Source organism: Neorhizobium sp. JUb45 (assembly GCF_004343585.1).
Classification (GTDB): Bacteria; Pseudomonadota; Alphaproteobacteria; order Rhizobiales; family Rhizobiaceae; genus Neorhizobium.
Genome location: NZ_SLYW01000001.1, coordinates 174,839 through 192,654 on the forward strand (window position 1 = coordinate 174,839; position 17,816 = coordinate 192,654).

Here is a 17,816-nt window from a genome sequence, read left to right on the forward strand (position 1 = left end):
GCCGCCTCAGAATTCGATCGTCACCAGCAATGGCAGATGATCGGAGGCCAGCCGCGTCAGCGGCGTCGAGACAGCCTTGGCTTCGATGATTTTGGGGCCGCCCGCAACAAACACATGGTCCAGCCGCAGCAGCGGAAAACGAGACGGAAAGGTGCGGCTTGCCACCTTGCCGGTTTCGACGCCGATATCGCGCATCGTCGATGCCAGTTGCCTATAGGCGGGGGATGAGGGGATGGAGTTGAAATCCCCCATCAGCAGGCGTGGTTTTCCCAGCGCATCGGGGTGGCCGATCCAGTCCGGCCCGGTGATGATCGCCGACTGGCGCACACGCTCGCGGCGAAACAGCCCGAGATGGGTGTTGAACACCTGCAAGGGCCGTCCGCCGATATCGATTTCCGCCCACAAGGCACCACGCGGTTCGCCGTAGGATGGCAGGGCATCGGCCTTGATCAGGCGCGTCGGAAAGGCGGAGAGGATGGCGTCGCCGTAATTTTCCTCCTCGACACGCAGGGCCGGGTGGAAATGAAAATCCATTTTCAACAGCGAGGCGATGGCATGCGCCTGATCGATGCCGCCGCTGCGCTTGCGGCCGACATCGAGTTCCTGCAGGCCGATGATATCCGGCTCCAGCCCGGCGATCACATCGGCGATGCGGGCCGGATCGAGTTTCTTGTCGGTGCCGATACAGGAATGCACGTTGTAGCTCAGGATCCTGAGCTGGCGGGCCTGTGTTTCAGGCGTGATCGGGGCAGAAATTGTCGGGCGGTCGTTCATGACGCAGGGAACACCTTCGGCAGTGTTTTCGTTCCGCTTTCACGACCGAAATCCACAAGAGCATAATTGCAGGAGCGAGACAGGGTGAAGCGCCATTTAATCAGGATCGTTATCGCGCTTGCCGTCTGCATTGCCGCCTGGCTGGTTTATCGGGCGTTAGGGCGCTACAGCATCGCCGATATCAGCGCCTCCATGGATGCCATTCCGGCGGTGCGCATCGCCAGCGGTTTTGCCTTCGTGATCGCCTCCTATGTCTGCCTCAGCTGGTTCGACATGCTGGGCCTGAAATATGTCGGAAAGCCACTGGCTTACCGGCGGGCGGCGCTGGCATCCTTCACAGCCTTGTCCATCGGCCACAATATCGGCGTCGCGGCGCTTTCCAGCGGCACGGTGCGTTATCGCTTTTATGCGCGCTGGGGGCTCACCGGCGAACAGGTGGCAAAAATCATCCTGTTCTGCGGTGTCACGGTGGCGCTCGGTCTGGTGACGCTGGCGGGACTGGCGCTGGTGCTGCAGCCGGGGCAGGGGCTGGAACTGCTGGAGCTGGACGAAGGCGCGAAACGGCTGCTCGGGTTCATTCTGCTGGCCGCGCCGGTTCTTTATGTCGGTTTCTGCGCGAAGGTCCGAAAGCCGCTCCGGCTGCGGTCGTGGCGGCTGGAGCCGCCGTCGGCCGGTATCGCCATTGCTCAGGTCACGGTCGGCACGGCCAATTTCGCCTGTGTGGCGGCAGCGCTCTACCAGTTGATGACGGCGTTTACCGATGCCGGTTATCTGGAAGTGGCGGCGGCTTACGTGACGGCCATGCTGGCCGCCATTCTCAGCCATGTGCCGGGCGGTCTCGGCGTGCTGGAAGCCGCCATGCTCAGCCTGATGCCGGCCAGCGCCTCGATCGGCGCACTGGTGGTGTTTCGGGCGCTTTATTATTTCGTGCCGCTCGTCATCGGCGTGCCGTTGCTGATCGCCAGCGAGGCCTATTATCGCCGTCGGCCGGTGCCGTCAGCGCAACAGCCCCAGGGTCAGCCGCGAGAGGCTTAGGCGAAACAGCGAACGCACCTGCTGATAAGGCCAGAACGGGCGTTTGGGGTCGGCAAGGCTGGTGCCGATCACCGAATCCGTTTCGCCCTTGCTGATATCCACATTGAACGGGCGTAGGCCACGTGTGCCGGCATTGAACCGGTCGATGGTCGCGAGCATCGAACCGGTCTCGGCCATCGAGGCCGAAATCTCCTGCCGTGTGACGCCGAGATGTTCGGCCAGCAGATCGTCGCGCATGGTGGTGATCGCGGCTCGACCTTCATCGGTTACCGGCTCGAAGGCGAGGTCGGATTCCGTGTCCAGCCCTTCCGAGCGGTAGTTCAGATTGGATGAGCCGATGCGCAGCAAACGGTCATCGATGACGATCAGCTTGGAATGCACGATGATTTCCCGCTCGCGGCCCTCGGCATCGGCGGTGACGGCATAATAGATGCGCAGGCGGTTGAAGCGGTCATTGCGTTTCAGCTTGCGGATCAGCCGGTTGCGGTTGTTGCCCATCATCACCTTCTCCAGAAATCCGTGGGATTCCTGGGTGACGAGAATGACGATTTCCGGCCCGTCCTCTTCCTGCAGCCGTGCCGCGATGGTGCGGGCAACGCCGAAGGAGGCGAGATACTGGGATTCGAGATAGATATGGCGTTTTGCGGCGCGCAGCGCGTCATGGGTCAGGCGGATCGACTCGCGGTGGCCGCGCTTGCCCTGCCAGCGGCACGGCATGGTGAGCGCCAGCCCGGTCGGGCAATGGGTCAGCGCAGGCGCGAGATCGTCCGGCCACAGCGTGTCGGCATGGCCATCCGGCTGGTTATCCAGCAAGGGCACGATCTGGCGTGTCGCCCGCTTCCAGCGTTTGCGTGCCACTTCACCGACGATGGATGCGGCATCGCCCGAGACGATTGCCTGCATGTCATGCACGGGGCCATAGGGTTTTCCATCCGGAGAGATCCGCAGCGGCTGTTCGACGGCATGCTCGCGCGTGTCCCAGCGGCGGGCGGTCAGGTCGATGCCGCCGAGAAAGGCCACGGCATCGTCGATGCAGACGATCTTCTGGTGATGGCTGGCGCGCAAGGGGTGGCGGAAATCGAACCGCAGCGCGATGCGCTCGTGGGCGTTCCATTCCATCTCGCCGAACATGCGAAAGCTTTTGCCCGAATAGACCGGCCCCATGCCCCAGACGAGGATGCGCACCTGCAGCTCCGGCTCCTCTTCGACGCGTTGACGCAAAAGCGCGCCGATCGTCGGGCTGTCTGCCTCGCCGGGGCGCAGCAGAATGTCGGGGTTGAAATCCCAGCCGATGATGAAGATCGCGCGTTTTGCCTTGAGGATCACCTGTTCGAGGCGGCGGTAATAATCGGCGCCATCGACCAGAAAGGCAGCCTTTTCGGCGTTTGCCGTACGCCAGGCATTTCGGCCATGCCTGATGATGGATTCCGGCGTTTCCGCTGCGGAATGATTGCTGGTCTTGTTCATCGGATACACGTGGTCACGCCCCAAAATTCGGTCGTGGCCATAAACGCGCAGGCGCGCCGCTTGTTCCCTGACGTGGTTGCGCGCCACAGGCAGCATCAGACATTTAAATCCTGCAATTTCCTAATGTTGGGCCGCATGCAATGGCGGAGCATCGCTTTCATCGGGATTGGGAAGCGGTATCTCGTCCGGAAGAAGGTCCGGATCGGGTTCCTCGATCGGCGGTTCCGGTATCCAGTTGGGGGCAGGCATCGGTGGCTGTTCGCTCGGTTCGCGTGGGTCTGGCATGAAATATTCCCTGATTTGCTTGGCGGAGCCTCAGTCGGAAACCGGAAAGCGGCCCGAAGGTTCCGACATAAATGCCCACCATGCGGAACCGCCTTAAACTTGCCCGCGTTAACGGCATGATTGAAATGCACGCTTGAGCAGAGAGGAGAGGTTGAGCGATGACCCATGTCCAAATTCATTTCGATGCCTGGCTTCGCGATGCATTCGCCGCGGAGGGCCAGTCGATCACCATGCTCACCAGTCAGGCCAGAAGGATCCAGAATTATCCGGATCTGAAGGCACGGGTGGAAGATCATCTTGTCGAGACGCAGGCCCAGCAGGAGCTTTTGCGCGGTCTGTTGGAACGCACTGCCGGCCCCCCGTTGATCAGAACCGTTGCCGGCAAGCTCGGCACTGCGGCGCAGGGCATCAGCGGCATGCTGGCCGGTGACGAGATCATCAAGGGTGCGATGGCGACCTACATTTTCGAGCAGGGCGAAATCGCCAGCTATCAGGTCCTGATGGCGGCCGCCGATGAACTCGGCGATGCGGAGGCGGAAGATGTGCTTTCCCGCATCATGGAGCAGGAGGTGGCGATGGCCAACTGGCTGCACGAGCATCTCGATGTGCTGACCCGCATCTACCTGATGCGCGACGAGCGCGATCTGCAGGCCAAACGCTGACCGTTTTCAAGGAAACAGAATAAAAAGCCGCCAGTTGGAAGGCTGGCGGCCGGATTTACAAAGGTCCTGTTCAGATGGTCATGCGTTGACATGACGCGCGAGATCGCTCTCGGTACGGGCGCCCTTCTGATAGGACAGCATGATCCGTGCTGCGAGGTCCTGAGCGGCGAGGCTTTTTCCCTCGAAACCATGCTCGGCGCAGGTATCGTTATAAAACTTCTGCAGAAATGCGAGCTCTTTCGGATCGAGCGTCGGATATGCCGTGGATGAATTCATGTTTCTGCCTCCACACCGGGGGGCGAAAGCGATCCAGGCCAAACATGTTCGGCCTGTTCTTCCAGTCGCGGCCGCCCTTTATTCGTCCTGGCCGTCGATAACTCGAGCCTACGCCCTGATTGAAGCTTTGCAAGGCAAATCCATTTTGCAGTACGGCAAGAGATTGGGCGTAAGGTCCGCGCCGAAGGATGACATCAGACGGCTGTGATGACCGATCATCTTTGTCTATCGGTAACATGCTGAAATTATTATCTTTATTGATGAGCCTTTGACGGTTTTCCGGCTTGTGCATCGCGGTTGGCGCGCCGGCTCGCGCGCTTTCACAAATTTGCGAGAACCGGTTTTAGGGCCCCGCAAACCCTGTCAAATCAGGCGGAAATGTAGCGCGGGCGGGCGTTTCGGAGATAACCGAGAAGACCGAAGACAAGCGCCAGCCCTGTGCCGATGGCTGCACCAGCAATGGTGCCACCGACCATCAGCAGAGGTGTGCTCGGCGGCCAGCTTTTGGTTTTCGGTGCTACCGGATTGGAGATCACCCGCACATTGCTGGTGTCGATTTCCTGACGTTCGCTGATCTGGTTGGTGCGGCCGAGATAGGTTTCGTAAACGGCAGCCTTGGCGCGGGCATCACGTTCCAATTCGCGCAACTGTACCTGCGCGTCGTTGTTGGTGAAGACGGTGGCGCGTTCGCTGTCGGAACGGTTGCGCAATTGCGCCAGCGTCGCGCGGGCTTGTTCGCTATCCTGTCGTGCCTGCTGCAGGATGCGGTCGGCTTCCTCGGCGATCGCGCTTTCCAGCGTCGCGCGTTCTGACTGCATGGCGACAAGGCGCGGATGGCGGCTGCCATAGGTGCGGGTCATTGCGCCGATCTGCTGTTCGAGCGCGGTGAAATTGCCGCGCATCGTCGTCATCGCGGCGGAATCGAAGATGGTGGCGCTGGCGATGCGGCGATCGGCAACGGCCGATCGCATCTGGTTATAACGCGTTTCCGCCTGGATCAGCCGCTGCTGCGCATCCAGAACCTGCGTATCGAGGGCGCTGGAAATGCGGCTGCTGGTCAGCTCGCCGGCGCTCGATTGAAGCTTGTTGTCGCGCTTGAACTGTTCGACCTTTTCTTCCGAAAGGGTGACGGAGGCGCGCAGTTCATCGAGACGGGAATTGATGCTGGCGGCAATGCGGCCGGCGCTTTCCGAAGACGACTGGAAAAGCTGCGCCTGAAACGCCTCGACGATGGCATTCGACAGGCGAATGGATTTTTGCGGATCTGCAGTCCACACCGACAGCATGACCACGAAGGACCGTTCTTCGCGTGACGCTTGTACACGTTCCTCAAGCGCGCGCTGCACGGCAAGCTCGCGTTGGTCCTGCGAGAGTTCACCGCCGCTGCTGCCCAGAAGCGAAGAGAGCAGGCTGGGCTTGAAGAATTCCGGGTCTTCCGTCAGCTTCTGGTCGCGGATCACCTGACGAAACACGTTGCCGGAGGTGAGGACGCGCAGCTTGCTGCCGACTTCGAGTAGCTGCGAATCCCGCTGCGGATTGGCGGCGGTCAGGTCGTCGGGCGTGACGTTCAAGTTGGATGGGTCGACGATCAGGTCGGTATAGACAGTGTAACGCGGCGTCGTCGTGGTGGCGTAACCAAAGGCCAATACGGCGCCGATAATCGCCATCACCACGATGAGAAGGAAACCGCGCTGCAGCCAGCGCAGGACATGGCCGATGCCGATCTGCGTCACGCTTTGCCATTGCGCCTGCAATCGGGCTTCCAGCGCAGACGACTCGTCATCGCCGAAGGATGCAGAGGGATAAGACGCCTCGGTCCGCGGGGCGGTGTCCGGTCGCGACGCTTCAGGACGCTCGCTGCGATGGAGCGGGCGGGCTCTGTCCTCGTCGGTGTCCGGGCCGGCCTGATCGAGAAGCGAGCCGGCGGAGGACGAACGACGGAGCGGGGCGTTTGCCCGCACCTGTCGGCGATTATCTTCGGACTCGTTGGGCCGGAACATACACATCCTCCATCCCGTGCAATGATCGCAGGGAGAATTCACATGCACCAACTATGAGCCAACCTCATGAAAATAGGGTTAAGTTAGCAAATTCGATTATATGTCGGCTTTTGAAATACCGATTTATCACGCCGCTTGCGATGCATCGACAGCCGGCGTGACAAAAGCCTGATGCCACAGCTGGGTCGAAAGAATGCCGACAAAGGCGGCATTGTCGCGGAAGCCGCTGGCCGGTTTGGCCATGCATTTGCGGGCGAGCATGGCAACGGCTTGCGGATCAAACAATCCGCCCTCTGCAATCGCCGTTTCGTTCATGACGGCCGGAACATAGGTCTGGCCGGAGGAAGGCATGAAGGAGGCGCTGTCGGGCGCGCGGTACGGTTGTTTTGGCCGGTTGGCGACAACAGGTGGCAGCAGATCGCGGGCGACGCGGCGAAGGATATGCTTTTCCTCCAGCCCTTTGAGCTTCAGGCTGGGCGGCAGGTGGTTGGCGAATTCGACGAGGCGATGGTCGAGGAACGGGAAGCGCCCCTCGATGCCATGCGCCATGGCCATACGGTCCCCCTGGCTCGATAGAATGTAGCCCGGCAGCAGGAACCGCATTTCCAGATATTGCGCCTGGTTGAGCACATGCCAACGCGAGAAATCGGCAGGCAGGCGTGACACGAGTTCATCCGCTGCATTGTAACCGGCAAGCTGCTGTTTCAGGCTGTCGGAGAAGAAATTTTTGGCCGAGCCGGTGTTGCGCAGGCGCGGGCGCAGCGCAAACAGCGGATCATCGAGACTGTCCTTGGTGGTGCCGAAGAAGGCAGAGAGATAACCCGCCGACTGCTGTTTCAGGCCGGGCAGGTAGGGATAGAGTTTCTTGAACAGATGCGGCCGGATTTTTGATCCGGGCTGGCGGGCGCAGAAACGCCGCACCTTGGCTTCCTTGAAGATGTCGTAACCGGCAAACACCTCGTCGGCGCCTTCGCCGGTCAGCACCACCTTCATGCCGCTTTCGCGCACGAGGCCGGACAGCTGGAAGAGGGGAGCCGGGGCGGTGCGAATGATCGGCCGCTCGGTGAAGCGGATGACATCCGGGAAACTGCCGGCGATCTCGGCGGGGCCGCAGGTGATGGCGTTGTGCAGCGTGCCGAGCGCCATGGCCACCGCCATCTGGTGCAGGCTTTCGTCATGTTCGGGGCTGTCGAAGGTGACGGAAAAGGTGCTGAGGCCGGCCGGCGCCATCGGCGCTGCGATCGCCGTGATCAGCGAACTATCCAGCCCGCCCGAAAGATAGGCGCCGACCGGCACGTCGGCGCGCATGCGCAGGCGCGTGGCGTCGGTCAGAAGCGCGCGCAGTTCCTCAACGGCTTCGTCTTCGTTCATAGCGACATGATCGCCGGCATCGGCAAATTGCGGTGCCCAATAGGGGCGGATATCGACACGGTCGTTTTCGATGATGATACGGCCCGCCGGTTCCAGTTCAAAGATATCGCGGAAGGCGGTGCGCGGCGCTATCGGCGCCCACAGCGTAAAGATCTGGTCGAGCGCAAAAGGATCGAGTTCGGCGACGATGCCGGGCACCTGCAACAGCGCCTTCACTTCCGATGCGAAATAGAACGTGCCGTTGCGCTGTGCATAAAACAGCGGCCTGACACCCATGCGGTCGCGGGCGAGCAGCATGCGGTGGCGGCGTCCGTCCCAGATGGCGAAGGCAAAATCACCGTTGAGGCGCTGCAGGCAGTCATCACCAAAAGCCTGATAGAGATGCAGGATGACTTCCGTGTCCGAGCCGGTTCTGAACCGGTGGCCGGCGGCCTTCAGCTCATCGCGCAGTTCGACATAGTTGTAGATCTCGCCGTTGAAGACGATGGTGAGGTCGTCATCGCCTTCGGTGAGTGACATCGGCTGCTGGCCATCACCGAGGCCGACGATCGACAGGCGCACATGGGCAAGGCCGAGACCGGGGAGGGTTTGGATGCCGCGTTCATCCGGGCCGCGATGGGCAATCGCCTGCGCCATCGACGTCAGCAGCCCCTGCGACTGCTCCATCGGCACGCCATCACCCAGAAAGCCGGCAAATCCGCACATGACCATTACTCCAACACCAGAGTTTACTTAAGCAAACCCGGCTGGAGGGCCGGTTAATTTTAATAAACCGTCCCGGACAGACGTAAAATTAAGTTACCCGATCCTTAAATCTTGGCCATCGAGAGTATCAGCGTCGGCCATAGCTCCGAGACGGTCGGGTGGATCGGTACCGCCCAGCGCAAGGTATCGTAGGGCACGCTGGCATTGATCATGTCGAGCACGCCATGGATGGCTTCATCGCCGCCGGTGCCGAGAATGGAGGCTCCGAGAATTTTGCGCGTGTCGGCATCGGCGATGATCTTCATGAAACCTGACGTCTCGCCCTTTTCGATGGCGCGGCCGACGCGGCTCATGGGCCTTGTCCCGACGAGGATGTTTTTGCCGGTTTCGCGCGCCTGCTTTTCCGTCAGACCGACACGGCCAAGCGGCGGGTCGATATAAAGCGCGTAACCGGGAATGCGGTCGGAGACTTTTCTGTTCTCGCCATCCAGCAGATTGGCGGCGACGATCTCGAAATCGTTATAGGCGGTGTGGGTGAAGGCGCCGCGGCCGTTGCAATCCCCCAGCGCCCATATGCCTTCGACGCTGGTGGAAAGATCGTCATTGACCTTGATGTAACCGCGCGCATCCGTCTTCACGCCGGCCTTGTCGAGGCCGAGGTCGTCGGTATTGGGGCGGCGGCCGACGGCGAGCAGAACCTCCGAACCGATCACTTCCGGTTCACCTTTCGTGCAGTTTACGTCCACCGCCACACCCTGTTTATGCGGGCGAAAACGGATGCATTCCGCACCGGTGCGCACCGTGATGCCTTCCGCTTCGAGAATGTTGCGGATGGCATCGGAGACGTCCTCGTCCTCGCGAGAGACGAGGCGGGGGCCTTTTTCGACGATGGTGACCTCTGCGCCAAAACGCCGGTAAATCTGCGCGAATTCCAGCCCGATATAACTGCCGCCGATCACGACCAGATGTTTCGGCACCCGTTCCAGCATGACGATCGAGGTGTTGGTGAGATAGGGCACTTCATCGATGCCGGGAAAATCCGGAATGGTGGCACGGCCGCCGACATTGAGGAAAATTTTCGGGGCGGTGATCACCTCGTCACCGATGCGCACCGTATTGGCGTTTTCCAGCCGGGCATGGCCCTCGATGAAGGTGCAGCGCTGCATGCCGCGCAGCCATGTCTCGTTGTTGTTGCGGGCATTCAGCGTCACCTGATGCGAGCGCTGTTTGACCCGTTTCATGTCGATGGAAATCTCGCCACCGACCGTCACGCCATAATCGGCACCGCGACGTGCAAGGTGTGCGGCGTAAGCGCTGGCGACCAGCGCCTTGGTGGGCATGCAACCGGTATTGACGCAGGTGCCGCCGACCAGTTTGCGCTCAACGATGGCAACCGTCTGGCCTGCATCGGTCAGGCGACCGGCGAGCGAAGGCCCGGCCTGACCGGTGCCGATGATGATGGCATCGAATTGTTGCGTCATGCGGCGACCAATGCTGCCGGGATGGCGGAAATGATCAGGTAGGCGGCGATGATGGCAATCGCATCTTCGATGAAGGCTGCCGGCGGGTCCTTTTTGAAGGCGGCGGCAAGTTTTGCGCGCGCGGCCGCCCCGCCGTAGGTGCCGATCACCGCACCGATGACGCCGGCAACCAGTCCGGCAATCCACATGCCGCTGCCGGCCCCGATCGCAGCACCGGTCAGCGCGCCCATGACAAGCCGGGCACCGAATTGCTGCGGCACCTTGCGGCTGGGTGTCGAGGGCAGCTGGTCGGTCACCAGCTCGACCACGGCCAGCACGGAAAAGATGGCGACGGCCCAGAACGACCCAAGGAAGGACAGCCATGTGCCCGACAGGTTGAGCCAGCCGAGCCAGGCGGCCCAGCTGATGGCGGCAGGCGCGGTCATGGCTCTGAGGCCAGCCACCACACCGATAAGAAGCGCAAGCAGATATGTCATGCGATACCACTCCGTTTCAAAAGATTATGCGTCCTGACCCACCGCAATGGTCACGCGTATCGCAGATGGAACGCGGGAGGGTGCGTCCAGCCGATCTCCCCCCTTGAGGGGGAGATGCCCGGCAGGGCAGAGGGGGGTACTGTCTCGGCAAGACCTTTGCCGCTCGATATGCCGCCCCGTCGCTTACCCCCCTCTGTCACTATCGTGACATCTCTCCCTCAAGGGGGGAGATTATCGGGAGCAAGCGCCACCACCTCAATTCCAATTGCGTCGGCCCTCAACGGCCAAGAAAACTCGCCCAACATAACCACCATTCAGCTTCGCGCGAAAGCTGCATTTTTCAATCGTCAAATCTCCGGTCGTTTTCCGGGTGTGGTGACAATCGTCACGTCTTCATTACAATGCGGTTTCTGACGAGTGCGGGAGGAGGAGCCCGGGCTTTCTTGAAGATACGTTTTATCCTGATCTTCGGCGGATTGGCGGCCGTGGTGCTGGCCTTGATCCTGCACGGCAGCCATGTCGCCAGCCGTAGCTACATGCGAGAGGCCTCCGAACAGGCGGGCACGACGCTGCGGCTTGCCGTCTCGGCGCTCGACGGGCATCTGCGCCGTTACGAGGCGCTGCCGGCGCTGATCGCCGATCATGAGGATGTCGAGGCGCTGATCATCGATCCCGCCAATCCGGCTCTGCGCGATGCCACCAATCTCTATCTCAAGGACATCAATGCGCTTTTGAAATCCTCGGACATCTATGTGATGACCATGGACGGCGTCACGGTCGCCGCCAGCAATTTCGACAGCGCCACCAGTTTTGTCGGCGAAAATTTCAGTTACCGACCTTATTTTCAGGAGGCGGCAGCCGGGCATCAGTCGCGCTTTTATGCGCTCGGCACCACATCGGCGAAACGCGGCTATTATTTCTCCTCGCCCATCGAAATCGGCGGCACCATCTATGGCGTCATCGTCTTTAAGGTGGATATCGACGGCATCGAAGCCTCATGGGGTGATGGCGACAGCCGCATCGTCGTGTCGGACCCCGAAGGCATCATCTTCATGACCGGCACGCCGCGCTGGCTGTACAGCAGTGTTCTGCCGCTGACGCCGGAGCGGCTGGCCAATACCAAGGCGTCCCGCCGGTATTCCGATGCGGTGCTGCGGGAACTGCCGGTGCAGCGTGGCTTTGATGGCGAGCATGCCATGCTGTCGATTTCCGAAGAGGGGGCCGACAAGGAGTTTCTGGTTCTGTCGCAGCTTATGCCGGAAGCGGGATGGACTGTTGCGGTGCTGATGGACACGGCGTCGGTCAGGGCGCAGGCGCAGAACTCCACCATCGTCGCTATCCTGCTCGTCTGCCTCGCCTTTCTCGGCGGCGCCATTCTGGTGCAGCGGCGCATGCGGTTGGCGGAACGCATCAAGCTGCAGGCGGAAGCGCAGGAAAACCTCGAGCGGCGGGTGGAGGAACGCACCGCCGATCTTGCCCGCGTCAACGGGCAGATCAAACAGGAAATCGCCGAACGGCGGCTGACGGAGCGGCGGTTGCGGCGCACGCAGGCGGATCTGATCCAGGCCGGAAAACTGGCGGGGCTAGGCCAGATGTCGGCGGCGCTGAGCCACGAGTTCAACCAGCCGCTGGCGGCCACCAAAACCTATGCGGATAGCGCGGCACTGCTGATCGAGCGCGGGCGTCCGGGTGAGGCGAGCGACAATCTGCGGCGCATTTCGGCGCTGATCGATCGCATGGCCTCGATCAGCCGCCACTTACGCAACTTTGCCCGCAAGCCGGAGGAAAAACTGTCGGTGGTTTCCTTTGATGACGTGATGCGCGACACGCTGGAAATCGTCGATGCACGTCTACGCGCTGCCGATGCGGCACTGACGATCGAGATGGACAGTCCGCCGCCGGTGGTGCTGGCCGGCGCGGTGCGGTTGCAGCAGGTTCTGGTCAACATCATCACCAATGCCGCCGATGCCATCGAGGGGCTGGAGGACCGGCGTATCATCGTTTCGGCTGCCCGCAGCGATGACGGGCGTGTCGTGATCTGCGTGCGTGACCACGGTCCGGGCGTACCCGCCGCCATTCGCGAGCGCATCTTCGATCCGTTCTACACCACCAAGGGTGTCGGCAAGGGGCTGGGGCTTGGCCTGTCGATCTCCTACAATATCGTCAAGGATTTTGGCGGCAGCCTTGTTGCCACCGATCATCCGGACGGCGGCGCGGTGTTTGCCATTGAGCTGACCTCTGCCGATGCCGCCATCGGGAGGGCCGCCGAATGAGCGAGCAGCGTGTGCTTCTGATCGACGATGAGGAGGAATTGCGGCGCTCCACCAGCCAGGCGCTGGAACTGGCGGGCCTGCATGTGCAGACCTTCTCCAATGCCGATCATGTGCTGGAACTGACCGGTTTCAGTTTCGACGGTATCGTGGTGAGCGATATCCGCATGCCGGGGCTGGATGGCATGACACTTCTGCACCGCATCCGCGAACTCGATGCGGAAATTCCGGTCATCCTTGTTACCGGCCATGGCGATGTGCAGCTGGCCGTGAAGGCGATGCGTGAGGGCGCCTATGATTTTCTCGAAAAACCCTTCACCGCCCAACATCTGGCCGGCATCATCCGTCGCGCACTCGACCGCCGCGCGCTGGTGCTGGAAAATCGTCGGCTGAAGGCTGTGGCCGGCAAACGCGACGATCTCGAAGCCCGGCTGCCGGGCCGGACGCAAGCCATGGTGGACCTGCGTTACGCCATCCGCGCCATCGGCGCGACCGATGCCGATACGCTGGTGATCGGCGAGACCGGGGCGGGCAAGGAAGTGGTGGCGCGGGCGCTTCACGATGTCAGCCCGCGCGCCAACCGGCCGTTTGTCGCCATCAACTGCGCGGCACTGCCGGAAAACCTGATCGAAAGCGAGCTTTTCGGCCATGAGCCGGGAGCGTTTCCGGGCGCGCTTCGGTCGCGTTACGGCAAATTCGAGCATGGCCGGGGCGGGACCATCCTGCTCGATGAGATCGGCTCCATGCCCTTCGATCTGCAGGCAAAATTCCTGCGGGTGCTGCAGGAGCGGGTGATCAACCGGCTCGGCTCCAATGAGACGGTGGAACTCGACGTGCGTTTCATCGCCACCAGCAAGGTCGATCTTGAGGCCGAGGTGCTGGCCGGGCGTTTTCGTGCCGATCTTCTCTACCGGTTGAATGTCGCGACCGTGCATGTGCCGTCTTTGCGGGAAAGGCGGGCGGATATTCCGTTGTTGTTCCTGCAATTGGTGCGGGAGGCGGCGGCGCGGTATGGTCGCGAGGATCAGCCGATTTCGCACGAGCTGCTCTCTACTGTCTCGCAGCGCGACTGGCCGGGCAATGTGCGTGAATTGCGCAATGCCGCTGACCGGCTTGTGCTCGGGCTTGATCTCAATCCAGGTGATATTTCGGGCTCTGCTAAATCGCCGGATGGACGGCTGGCGGAACGGGTGGCGGCGTTCGAGCGCACCGTGATTGCCGATGCCATCGCCGCGCATGGCGGGGCGCTGCGACCGGTTTACGAACAGCTCGGCATTTCCCGCAAGACGCTTTACGAGAAGATGCAGCGGCATGGGCTGGACAAGAAATTGCTGGGTGCGGAGTAGGGGGCATACGGTTTTGCTACATTACCGGGACGGTGCGCCCATCCGATCTCCCCCCATGTGGGGGAGATAGAAGGGAGACCGTGGCGCCGTCCTCGTTCACCCAATTTGTTTTCGGCAGTCGATCCGCTAATCCCAAATGTGTCGAAATCCACCCATGTCATGCGCGCTATGGGTGAAACTCCACCCATTACCCCCACTGAACCTCTTGAAAAACCGGCAAGCGCGAAGCGGCTGATTGCGCAGGCCGAACAAGCTGCGGACAGATGAACCATTCGGACGAAGCGGGAGGAGCCGTGGCCGTCCGGTTCGGTTTATCTGGGAGGGTAACAATGAAAATCCTGAATACGATTTTGGGCGCGACGGTTTTTGCCGCCGCTGGCGTCATCGCGTCTGCTGCCTTTGCGCAGACTTTTCCGTCACGCTCGATCACCATGGTCGTGCCATTCGCGGCCGGTGGCCCGACCGATACGGTGGCGCGCCTCGTTGCTGAATCCATGTCGAAAGATCTCGGCCAGCAGATCGTCGTCGAAAATGTCGGCGGTGCCGGTGGCACGCTCGGTGCCGGTCGTGTCGCCAATGCGGATGCCGATGGTTATACCGTGCTGTTGCACCATATCGGCATGGCCACCAGCGCCACGCTTTACCGCAAGCTGCCCTATGACACGTTGAACGCCTTCGAATATGTCGGCCTCGTTACCGACGTGCCGATGACCGTCGTTGCCCGCAAGGATCTCGACGTCAAGGATTTCAAGGGTCTGGTGGAATATGCCAAGGCCAATAGCGACAAGGTGACGGTGGCCAATGCCGGTATCGGCGCTGCCTCGCATCTCTGCGGCATGCTGTTCATGTCGGCCATCGAAACGCCGCTCGTCACCGTGCCCTACAAGGGCACCGGCCCGGCCATGACCGACCTTTTGGGCGGTCAGGTCGATATCATGTGCGACCAGACCACCAACACCACCAAGCAGATCCAGGGTGGCACGATCAAGGCTTACGCCGTCACCTCGCCGGAGCGTCTGGCCATTTTCAAGGATATCCCGACGGTTGCCGAAGAAGGTGTTCCCGCCATGCAGGTGGGCATCTGGCACGGCATCTACACGCCGAAGGGCACGCCGAAAGAGGCCAATGATCGCTTGTCCAAGGCGTTGCAGGTGGCTCTGAAGGACCCGAACATCGCGTCGCGTTTCGCCGAACTCGGCACGCTGCCTTCGCCGGAGGCCGATGGCACGCCGGCTGCGCTGAAGGCAAAGCTGGAAAGCGAAATCGCCCGCTGGGAACCGGTCATCAAGGCGGCTGGTCAGTACGCGGACTGAGGGCCGGTTTCGGTCATCTGACCCGTCCAAGTGGCCTAGCCCCTCACCAACAAAATCTACGACTTGGCTGCGCCAAGGCCGTGATTTTGTAACCTCTCCCGCAAGGGGAGAGGGAGGGGTGCCGAACTCGCCGCGCATTACCTCTCCCCTTGTGGGAGAGGAAGCAATTTCAACATCTTGGCCTCAAGGCCAAGTGTTAGAAATTGCAGGTGAGGGGCAAGGTCCTTGGTCTGGTGAGATCTGATGTGCAGTCCAATGCATAGTTTGGAGACACCATGAATTCCCTGAAATTCGACAGAACCAATCTCATCTGCGGGCTGATCTTCGTCGGCATCGGCATCTTCTTCGCGCTTCAGTCGCTGGATCTGGAACTCGGCACGGCATTCCGCATGGGGCCGGGGTATTTCCCGTTCATCCTGGCGCTCGCGCTCATCCTGTTCGGCGGCATCATTCTGGTGCAGTCGCTGCGGGTGGAACATGAGCCGATCAGCGGTATCGCCTGGCGCGGCATGATCTTCATTCTCGCCGCTCCCATCCTGTTCGGCATCACCGTGCGCGGCCTCGGTTTTGGTCCGGCGCTGTTCATTTCCGCCTTCGTCGCCTGTTTTGCCTCGACGCGGATGAAGCCGCTTCCGGCTTTGGCGCTTTCGGTGGCTGTGACGTTTTTCTCCATCCTGGTTTTTACCTACGGGCTCGGTCTGCCGTTCCGTCTCGTCGGCCCCTGGCTCGGTTATTAGGATCAGCGCGACATGGAACTTTTTGACAATCTCGCGCTCGGATTTTCGACCGCAACCTCGCTTGAAAACCTGTTCTTCTGCCTGATCGGCGTGCTGCTCGGCACGCTGATCGGCGTGTTGCCGGGCATCGGCGCCACCGCCACCATCGCCATGCTGTTGCCGATCACATTCCAGCTGGAGCCGGTTTCCTCGCTGATTATGCTCGCCGGCATCTATTACGGTGCGCAATATGGCGGCTCCACCACCGCCATCCTCATCAACATGCCGGGTGAATCCTCATCCGCCGTCACCGCCATCGATGGCTACCAGATGGCCCGCAAGGGCAAGGCCGGTGCGGCACTGGCGATCGCCGCCATCGGTTCGTTTTTCGCCGGCACCGTCTCCACCTTTCTTGTCGCCATCTTTGCGCCGCCGCTCACCGTGATCGCGCTGAAATTCGGCGCCGCCGAATATTTCTCGCTGATGGTGGTCGGCCTCGTCTCCTCCATCGCGCTGGCGCATGGCTCGATCATCAAGGCGCTGGCCATGGTGTCGCTCGGCCTTCTGCTAGGCCTTGTCGGCACCGACATCTATTCCGGCACGCCGCGCTTCACGCTAGGCATTCGCGAATACTCCGACGGGCTGAACTTTGTCGCCGTCGCCGTCGGTATCTTTGGCGTCGCGGAAATCCTGCGCAATCTGGAAAACGAAAGCACCCGCACGGTGCTGATGTCGAAGGTGAGCGGACTGATGCCGAGCCGAGAGGATTTTCGCGCGATGATCGCACCTGTGCTGCGCGGCACGGCGGTCGGCTCCATCCTTGGTATCCTGCCGGGCGGCGGGGCGATCCTTGCGGCCTTCGCGTCCTACACGATCGAAAAGAAGGTCTCAAAGCACCCGGAAGAGTTCGGTCATGGCGCGATTGCCGGTGTTGCAGGCCCCGAAAGCGCCAACAATGCCGGTGCGCAGACCTCGTTCATCCCGCTCCTGACGCTCGGTATTCCGGCCAACCCGGTGATGGCGCTGATGATCGGTGCGATGATCATCCAGGGTATCGTACCCGGCCCGAATGTGGCGTCCGAACAGCCAGCTCTGTTCTGGGGCATCATCGCCTCGATGTGGATCGGCAACCTGATGCTGGTCATCCTCAATCTGCCGCTGATCGGGCTGTGGGTGAAGCTTCTGACCATTCCCTACTACGTGCTCTTCCCCATCATCATGGCGTTCTGCTCGATCGGGGTCTACAGCGTCTCGTCCAATGTCTACGACCTCTATGCCGTCGCCTTTTTCGGTTTCATAGGTTACGTGCTGGTAAAACTGCGCTGCGAACCGGCACCGCTTCTGCTCGGCTTCGTACTCGGGCCTTTGCTGGAAGAGAACCTGCGGCGTGCGATGATCCTGTCGCGCGGTGATGCGACGACCTTCATCACCCGGCCGATCAGCGCCGGATTGCTGTTCATCGCTGCGGCTGTTCTGGTCATCGTCTTCCTGCCAAGCGTCAAGGCAAAGCGCGAAACGGTGTTTCAGGAAGAGGATTGAGGGTTTGGCTCGGCGCAGGTGGTCGGGAAGGTCGAAAACCTCTCCTCCGCCATCCTCGGCCTTGTGCCGAGGATCTGCGACCGCCTGATATTTTTGGCGT

At 61.2% G+C, this 17,816-nt stretch carries 15 protein-coding genes; 7 read left to right on the forward strand and 8 right to left on the reverse strand.

Going from position 1 to position 17,816, the window contains the following annotated elements:
• Nucleotides 1-6: 6 nt before the first annotated feature.
• Complete coding sequence (locus EDF70_RS00730) at nucleotides 7-774, reverse strand: endonuclease/exonuclease/phosphatase family protein (RefSeq protein ID WP_132271346.1); 768 nt, start codon at nucleotides 772-774, stop codon at nucleotides 7-9.
• Nucleotides 775-858: 84 nt separating this feature from the next.
• Between EDF70_RS00730 and EDF70_RS00735 the strand changes: the two genes are divergently transcribed.
• Nucleotides 859-1,809: a lysylphosphatidylglycerol synthase domain-containing protein gene (locus tag EDF70_RS00735; protein ID WP_132271347.1), complete on the forward strand. Its 951-nt coding sequence runs from the start codon at nucleotides 859-861 to the stop codon at nucleotides 1,807-1,809.
• Here EDF70_RS00735 and EDF70_RS00740 read toward each other — a convergent pair.
• Nucleotides 1,771-3,372 (reverse strand): phospholipase D-like domain-containing protein, encoded by a 1,602-nt coding sequence (locus EDF70_RS00740; RefSeq protein ID WP_245518988.1) that lies wholly within the window; start codon nucleotides 3,370-3,372, stop codon nucleotides 1,771-1,773. The two genes, EDF70_RS00735 and EDF70_RS00740, sit on opposite strands and share 39 nt — an antisense overlap.
• 24 nt (nucleotides 3,373-3,396) lie before the next feature.
• Nucleotides 3,397-3,561 (reverse strand): hypothetical protein, encoded by a 165-nt coding sequence (locus EDF70_RS29870; protein WP_165931910.1) that lies wholly within the window; start codon nucleotides 3,559-3,561, stop codon nucleotides 3,397-3,399.
• 158 nt (nucleotides 3,562-3,719) lie between these two features.
• Between EDF70_RS29870 and EDF70_RS00745 the strand changes: the two genes are divergently transcribed.
• Nucleotides 3,720-4,223, forward strand: a complete 504-nt coding sequence (locus EDF70_RS00745; RefSeq protein WP_132271348.1) for a DUF892 family protein — start codon at nucleotides 3,720-3,722, stop codon at nucleotides 4,221-4,223.
• Between the two features lie 78 nt (nucleotides 4,224-4,301).
• Here the strand turns inward: EDF70_RS00745 and EDF70_RS00750 are convergent, their stop codons facing one another.
• The 5 genes from EDF70_RS00750 to EDF70_RS00770 all read right to left on the reverse strand — a co-directional run bounded on the left by EDF70_RS00750 (nucleotide 4,302) and on the right by EDF70_RS00770 (nucleotide 10,532).
• Nucleotides 4,302-4,499, reverse strand: a complete 198-nt coding sequence (locus EDF70_RS00750; RefSeq protein ID WP_132271349.1) for a hypothetical protein — start codon at nucleotides 4,497-4,499, stop codon at nucleotides 4,302-4,304.
• A gap of 368 nt (nucleotides 4,500-4,867) precedes the next feature.
• A complete protein-coding gene (locus EDF70_RS00755) occupies nucleotides 4,868-6,499 on the reverse strand; it encodes a GumC family protein (protein ID WP_132271350.1) in 1,632 nt (543 codons plus the stop codon).
• A 126-nt stretch (nucleotides 6,500-6,625) separates the two neighbouring features.
• A complete protein-coding gene (gene asnB, locus EDF70_RS00760; RefSeq protein ID WP_132271351.1) occupies nucleotides 6,626-8,575 on the reverse strand; it encodes an asparagine synthase (glutamine-hydrolyzing) in 1,950 nt (649 codons plus the stop codon).
• 104 nt (nucleotides 8,576-8,679) lie between these two features.
• The gene (locus EDF70_RS00765; RefSeq protein WP_132271352.1) at nucleotides 8,680-10,056 is read right to left on the reverse strand and encodes an FAD-containing oxidoreductase; all 1,377 of its coding nucleotides are present in this window, start codon (nucleotides 10,054-10,056) and stop codon (nucleotides 8,680-8,682) included.
• Nucleotides 10,053-10,532, reverse strand: coding sequence for a DUF4126 family protein (locus EDF70_RS00770; protein ID WP_132271353.1), 480 nt, complete (start codon nucleotides 10,530-10,532; stop codon nucleotides 10,053-10,055). The genes EDF70_RS00765 and EDF70_RS00770 overlap by 4 nt, the downstream gene beginning before the upstream one ends.
• 449 nt (nucleotides 10,533-10,981) lie before the next feature.
• Between EDF70_RS00770 and EDF70_RS00775 the strand changes: the two genes are divergently transcribed.
• The 5 genes from EDF70_RS00775 to EDF70_RS00795 all read left to right on the forward strand — a co-directional run bounded on the left by EDF70_RS00775 (nucleotide 10,982) and on the right by EDF70_RS00795 (nucleotide 17,716).
• A complete protein-coding gene (locus EDF70_RS00775; RefSeq protein ID WP_348639711.1) occupies nucleotides 10,982-12,805 on the forward strand; it encodes a sensor histidine kinase in 1,824 nt (607 codons plus the stop codon).
• Complete coding sequence (locus EDF70_RS00780; RefSeq protein WP_132271355.1) at nucleotides 12,802-14,148, forward strand: sigma-54 dependent transcriptional regulator; 1,347 nt, start codon at nucleotides 12,802-12,804, stop codon at nucleotides 14,146-14,148. The genes EDF70_RS00775 and EDF70_RS00780 overlap by 4 nt, the downstream gene beginning before the upstream one ends.
• A 329-nt stretch (nucleotides 14,149-14,477) precedes the next feature.
• Nucleotides 14,478-15,461 (forward strand): tripartite tricarboxylate transporter substrate-binding protein, encoded by a 984-nt coding sequence (locus EDF70_RS00785; protein ID WP_132271356.1) that lies wholly within the window; start codon nucleotides 14,478-14,480, stop codon nucleotides 15,459-15,461.
• A 275-nt stretch (nucleotides 15,462-15,736) separates the two neighbouring features.
• On the forward strand, nucleotides 15,737-16,198 hold the full coding sequence (locus EDF70_RS00790) for a tripartite tricarboxylate transporter TctB family protein (protein ID WP_132271357.1): 462 nt from the start codon (nucleotides 15,737-15,739) through the stop codon (nucleotides 16,196-16,198).
• Nucleotides 16,199-16,210: 12 nt separating this feature from the next.
• Nucleotides 16,211-17,716, forward strand: coding sequence for a tripartite tricarboxylate transporter permease (locus EDF70_RS00795; RefSeq protein ID WP_132271358.1), 1,506 nt, complete (start codon nucleotides 16,211-16,213; stop codon nucleotides 17,714-17,716).
• Nucleotides 17,717-17,816: the final 100 nt, after the last annotated feature.

Coding starts and splice junctions, on each gene's coding strand:
- EDF70_RS00730 (WP_132271346.1), bottom strand. CDS start 774: ATGAACGACCGCCCGACAATTTCTGCCCCGATCACGCCTGAAACACAG.
- EDF70_RS00770 (WP_132271353.1), bottom strand. CDS start 10,532: ATGACATATCTGCTTGCGCTTCTTATCGGTGTGGTGGCTGGCCTCAGA.
- EDF70_RS00755 (WP_132271350.1), bottom strand. CDS start 6,499: ATGTTCCGGCCCAACGAGTCCGAAGATAATCGCCGACAGGTGCGGGCA.
- EDF70_RS00790 (WP_132271357.1), top strand. CDS start 15,737: ATGAATTCCCTGAAATTCGACAGAACCAATCTCATCTGCGGGCTGATC.
- EDF70_RS29870 (WP_165931910.1), bottom strand. CDS start 3,561: ATGCCAGACCCACGCGAACCGAGCGAACAGCCACCGATGCCTGCCCCC.
- EDF70_RS00780 (WP_132271355.1), top strand. CDS start 12,802: ATGAGCGAGCAGCGTGTGCTTCTGATCGACGATGAGGAGGAATTGCGG.
- EDF70_RS00785 (WP_132271356.1), top strand. CDS start 14,478: ATGAAAATCCTGAATACGATTTTGGGCGCGACGGTTTTTGCCGCCGCT.
- EDF70_RS00745 (WP_132271348.1), top strand. CDS start 3,720: ATGACCCATGTCCAAATTCATTTCGATGCCTGGCTTCGCGATGCATTC.
- EDF70_RS00750 (WP_132271349.1), bottom strand. CDS start 4,499: ATGAATTCATCCACGGCATATCCGACGCTCGATCCGAAAGAGCTCGCA.
- EDF70_RS00740 (WP_245518988.1), bottom strand. CDS start 3,372: ATGCTGCCTGTGGCGCGCAACCACGTCAGGGAACAAGCGGCGCGCCTG.
- EDF70_RS00795 (WP_132271358.1), top strand. CDS start 16,211: ATGGAACTTTTTGACAATCTCGCGCTCGGATTTTCGACCGCAACCTCG.
- EDF70_RS00765 (WP_132271352.1), bottom strand. CDS start 10,056: ATGACGCAACAATTCGATGCCATCATCATCGGCACCGGTCAGGCCGGG.
- asnB (WP_132271351.1), bottom strand. CDS start 8,575: ATGTGCGGATTTGCCGGCTTTCTGGGTGATGGCGTGCCGATGGAGCAG.